This window comes from Bacillus sp. UMB0728 (assembly GCF_002858875.1).
GTDB lineage: Bacteria > Bacillota > Bacilli > Bacillales > Cytobacillaceae > Bacillus_AB > Bacillus_AB infantis.
Genome location: NZ_PKLA01000017.1, coordinates 1 through 3,530, shown reverse-complemented (window position 1 = coordinate 3,530; position 3,530 = coordinate 1). Strand labels below are relative to the sequence as shown.

General features: G+C 31.9%; 6 protein-coding genes. All 6 read right to left on the bottom strand.

Going from position 1 to position 3,530, the window contains the following annotated elements; all coding sequences use genetic code 11:
* Positions 1-160: 160 nt before the first annotated feature.
* Positions 161-667: a hypothetical protein gene (locus CYJ37_RS26725; RefSeq protein WP_101553037.1), complete on the bottom strand. Its 507-nt coding sequence runs from the start codon at positions 665-667 to the stop codon at positions 161-163.
* Between the two features lie 182 nt (positions 668-849).
* A complete protein-coding gene (locus tag CYJ37_RS27540) occupies positions 850-1,062 on the bottom strand; it encodes a PF20097 family protein (RefSeq protein ID WP_101553035.1) in 213 nt (70 codons plus the stop codon).
* A gap of 256 nt (positions 1,063-1,318) precedes the next feature.
* Positions 1,319-1,492 (bottom strand): hypothetical protein, encoded by a 174-nt coding sequence (locus tag CYJ37_RS27500; protein WP_165352707.1) that lies wholly within the window; start codon positions 1,490-1,492, stop codon positions 1,319-1,321.
* Between the two features lie 210 nt (positions 1,493-1,702).
* Positions 1,703-2,266, bottom strand: a complete 564-nt coding sequence (locus CYJ37_RS26715; protein ID WP_101553033.1) for a hypothetical protein — start codon at positions 2,264-2,266, stop codon at positions 1,703-1,705.
* Between the two features lie 177 nt (positions 2,267-2,443).
* The gene (locus CYJ37_RS26710; RefSeq protein WP_101553031.1) at positions 2,444-2,677 is read right to left on the bottom strand and encodes a DUF3951 domain-containing protein; all 234 of its coding nucleotides are present in this window, start codon (positions 2,675-2,677) and stop codon (positions 2,444-2,446) included.
* A 254-nt stretch (positions 2,678-2,931) separates the two neighbouring features.
* On the bottom strand, positions 2,932-3,354 hold the full coding sequence (locus tag CYJ37_RS26705) for a hypothetical protein (protein ID WP_101553029.1): 423 nt from the start codon (positions 3,352-3,354) through the stop codon (positions 2,932-2,934).
* Positions 3,355-3,530 lie beyond the last annotated feature (176 nt).

The following is a 3,530-nucleotide window of genomic DNA, read 5'->3' as shown; positions in this document are numbered from 1 at the left end:
GGACTCTCTCATTCTACCAAGAGGTTATTTTTTTGTTCAAACCCCATTTTCCTTCATTACAGGAATGCTGCCCCTTTAGTTCAACAAAAAAGCCGCCTGGTTCGGCAGCTGATATTGAACAATTGCCCATTTTAGTTGAAAGAGTTTATATCAGTAATTGTCAATTTTCAGTGCATTTGTTCCAATTAAAAGGCATCAGTTGCAGCTTTTCTGCTTTCTTTTCATCTACTGACATAACAACCCAAACTTCACCCATTTTATGCAATTCCTTTTTGACATTGTTTCCTTCGATTCTTTTATAAAGAAAATATCCTTTTGACCCTTCTAAGCCATTCTCTAAGAACAATCGCATTGAACCAATACTATGACCTACAAATAAATGCTGTAATGAAATTTTATCAGAATGGTCATTAATTTTATCCCCTACTTTTAAGTTTAAGTCACTGTGCTTAAATTCTTGATACCCAGATAAGTCTAAGTTGTAGCTCTTAACAATATCTTTTAGTACACTGTCATCAAATTTTATCCATTTCTTTTCAAATTCCTTTATACATACACTTTTAGGTGGCTTTCTTTCTCCTTTTGAATTGGCTAATACATTTACATTATTTGTTCCGCAAATTATGATACTGAACATAAGTAATAAAAGAGAAAACCTTTTTTTCATTCTTCAGCACCCCTAAATTATATTTAGGGGTATTTTTCCCAATTAAATTAAGACTATTCTTATTGAACAAACCTGCCCCTTTTATAACATAAGCAAAGCGCCATGGTTTGGTAGCTGATCTGGAACGTAAGCACCGTAAGTCTAATAAGATAAACTTTTAAAACTACATTTTATAGTAACGATTATTCGTATGAAAAAATAACTAACTTACACGTTTCACACCTATATGCTGGGATTTTGCCGATTTTAACTTCTGCTTTATCTACTAATACTTCATTTCTAAAATCAAAGAAAACTGAATCACTAGATTCCGACCAACATATTCGGCGAGCAGAATAAATATATCCTTCCATTACTTCATTACTACATTTAGGGCATTCTATAGCAAATCCCATATAGGTACAGCCACCTTTCCCATCTTTCTTTTATAAAAATAAACAATTATCATCCCTTTTTTGTTAAACAACATTGTTAATTAAATTCATCCAACCTATCGAAAAGCTTCCACCTAAGTAAGTAGTTACTCATTGAATAATAGGTGTTTTACAAATTCCTTTTTGTTCTAAACTGTCCCTTTTATGGATTAAGAAAAGCCGCCTAACTTCGGCAGCTAATCTTTAACATAAGTCTCTGTAATGATAATAAAGTTAATTACTCACCACCATTTGTATATCTGTTGTCTCCCATCATATAGTTAGAACTATCCCCAGGTTTGGAGTTTGGATTGGTTGGTATATACGGATTATTGTTGTTCTTCTTGCGTCTCCAGTCTATAAATAAGGCGAATAATAAAACCCCAACAATTAAAATTACAAACCACCACATCTCTTAAGCCCCCTTTGTTTTGTTTCATATCACCTACATTATATTCTAGACTAAATATACGGATAGCCATCATTAAAGTTTCAATTTTCTGAACTCTAACATAGGAATTCATTAATCAACAAACCTGCCCCTTTTATCAAATAAGAAAAGCTGCCTGGTGTAGCAGCTGATCTGGAACATAAGCACCCCTTACTTTAAGTAACACTGAAATCAAATATCACAGTTATCAAGGTCAATTTCGTACTCTTTTGGAATGTAATTTAACATTTTTATTGTACTATTGATTCTATTATCATTAGTTATTACAGTGAATCCAACTTCATGTATATCAACGAACGTTGCTACCTTTTTCCAATCAAGATTAGGGAACTCTGTTGGATGAATCCATTCCACATTTGGCCATAAATCATCATAATGGATACCATTACCTTGAAACAAAAACGAGCCAACCCCATTACAAGCAGACCACTCACAATATCCCGTTATTAGTTTTAATTGAGCATTTGTTTCTACTTTGAGAGTCATCCATTCACTTTTTTTATTTATTTGACATTCAATATTAAGCAGTTTCATTTGTCCTATTTCCTCATCATCTATGAACATCATTGGTAAAACCAAGTATAAAGGAAATTTAAGTGTAGCTTTTATGAAATTGTTAGTAAAACCTTCAAAATCTCTTAACATAACTCCAATACTTAACACTGTGAAATCTTTCTTATTAAACTTAATCGAGTTAATCAAGCTTATATGACTATTTTGAATGAAGACTGACATTTATAATCACTTCCTATCGTTAACATCTTTCATAATAGAACTATTAGTATTCAATAATCCTGCCCCTTTTGTTATATAAGATAAGCCGCCTGAATCGGCAGCTGTTCTGGAGTATAAGCACTTGTTTGTTGAAGAGTAACTAAAACAGTTTGAGGTTTAGTTTAAATATTGTTCACTTTAGGAATTTGTTTTCATTTTATTCTTATTCTTATCGTCTCCTTGATCTTCATCTACTACAACAATTCTTTGTTCTTCGTGAAATTCAACTTGAGATTGTCCAGTAATTTCATCAAGTGGAGTGTAAAAAGGAGTTAAAGTTTTCTTCTTAACAAACGCTTTATAAAAGAGAATTAGGACGAAAGAAAATAAAATAGCTGGTAACCCTGCAACCATAAGAAGCATTAAAACCATCCATATCCCCCTTTCTTTCATTCCTCTTAAGACTTACGAATATAAACCGTTATAGTTTCAATGATTCTAACTTATATGTTTTAAAACAAATCTTGACGAAGCATTGCTGGAGAAGTCCAATGAGGACATTTCAGAAATGAAGAATGAATTTATATATATTAAATAATCCTGCCCCGTTTATTGAAAAATAAAAGGTGCCTCAATTTATCCTGGACAAATAGAATCCTTTAATTGATCTAGTGAATCGTATATAGCTAAGTATATTGATGGAAATTCGTCCCACTCGGCATTACTGATTTGATGAATGCGATATCTTTTTTGTTAACGTTGGGTGCAAAAAACTCATTCCCCCAATGTTCGGAATGAAAAATGGTAGTGGCATTATTCATTAAAAAAATTGAGAACCACTTTATCTTCCCCTCTACATTTACATTATTAATTAATAAATAATCTACAACATCCGGTGTTAAATTTCCCTTGAATAAAGTAAGGTTGTACTCCTTCGATATTTCGAATGATCCTTTTAATATAGTTTGCATTTCTTTCACAATACCCTTTTCCTCATTCCAACAATGAATTTCAATAGTATTTGATTGCACTAAGAAATACTTCATCAAAGGTACCCAGTAATCAGCTTTTTCATAAACAGGTAAACTAAAATACAGTTGGTAATTCATCTAATCCCTCATTTAGTTTAAGAAAATTCCGATTTTTATTTTTCCACTTCTTCAATAACTGATATTATAAGTAATTTATTCAATTTCTTGTTCAGCTAACCTCCCTCAATAAAAGAAGCTAAAACGCCGATTTACTCATGTTTTCTTAGAATTTCATAGTTGTTTACCAAACGGTA